This window comes from Pseudomonas sp. IT-P218 (genome assembly GCF_949767605.1).
Classification (GTDB): domain Bacteria; phylum Pseudomonadota; class Gammaproteobacteria; order Pseudomonadales; family Pseudomonadaceae; genus Aquipseudomonas; species Aquipseudomonas putida_AE.
In genome coordinates this window covers 1-409 of sequence record NZ_CATKQQ010000074.1, presented here as the reverse complement: position 1 = coordinate 409, position 409 = coordinate 1, and the positions used below count along the sequence as shown (strand labels likewise).

Here is a 409-nt window from a genome sequence, read left to right as displayed (position 1 = left end):
CGGCGGCTTGATCGACGGCGAGCGTGACGTCGCCGCGATTATCAATGAGCTCGACACGCAGTTCCCGGGCGTGCCCGAACTCGCTGACGACATCGAGCAATTCATGGAGGTTGCCCGTGCGCAGCACTGGATCGAACTTGCCTGATTCATCCAGGCAAGTGCCGCCCACACCCGAGATCGGCCTGCCCCTGTGGCTGCTGGCCGAGCTGACCTATCGCTGCCCGCTGCAATGCCCGTACTGCTCCAATCCGCTGGATTTCGCCGAGCAAGGCAAAGAACTCAGCACCGAACAATGGCTCAAGGTGTTCCGTGAAGCGCGGGAGATGGGCGCGGCGCAGCTGGGTTTTTCCGGCGGCGAACCCCTGGTGCGCCAGGACCTTGCCGAGCTGATTGCCGAAGCGCGCAAGCT

At 63.6% G+C, this 409-nt stretch carries 2 protein-coding genes; both read left to right on the top strand.

Annotated elements, in window-relative coordinates:
* A partial coding sequence (gene pqqD / locus ACM6I6_RS26210) for a pyrroloquinoline quinone biosynthesis peptide chaperone PqqD (RefSeq protein ID WP_414920911.1) occupies positions 1-145 on the top strand: 145 nt, incomplete at its 5' end.
* A 13-nt stretch (positions 146-158) separates the two neighbouring features.
* Positions 159-409, top strand: a 251-nt coding sequence (locus tag ACM6I6_RS26205; protein ID WP_414920910.1) for a radical SAM protein, incomplete at its 3' end; no start/stop codon positions are given.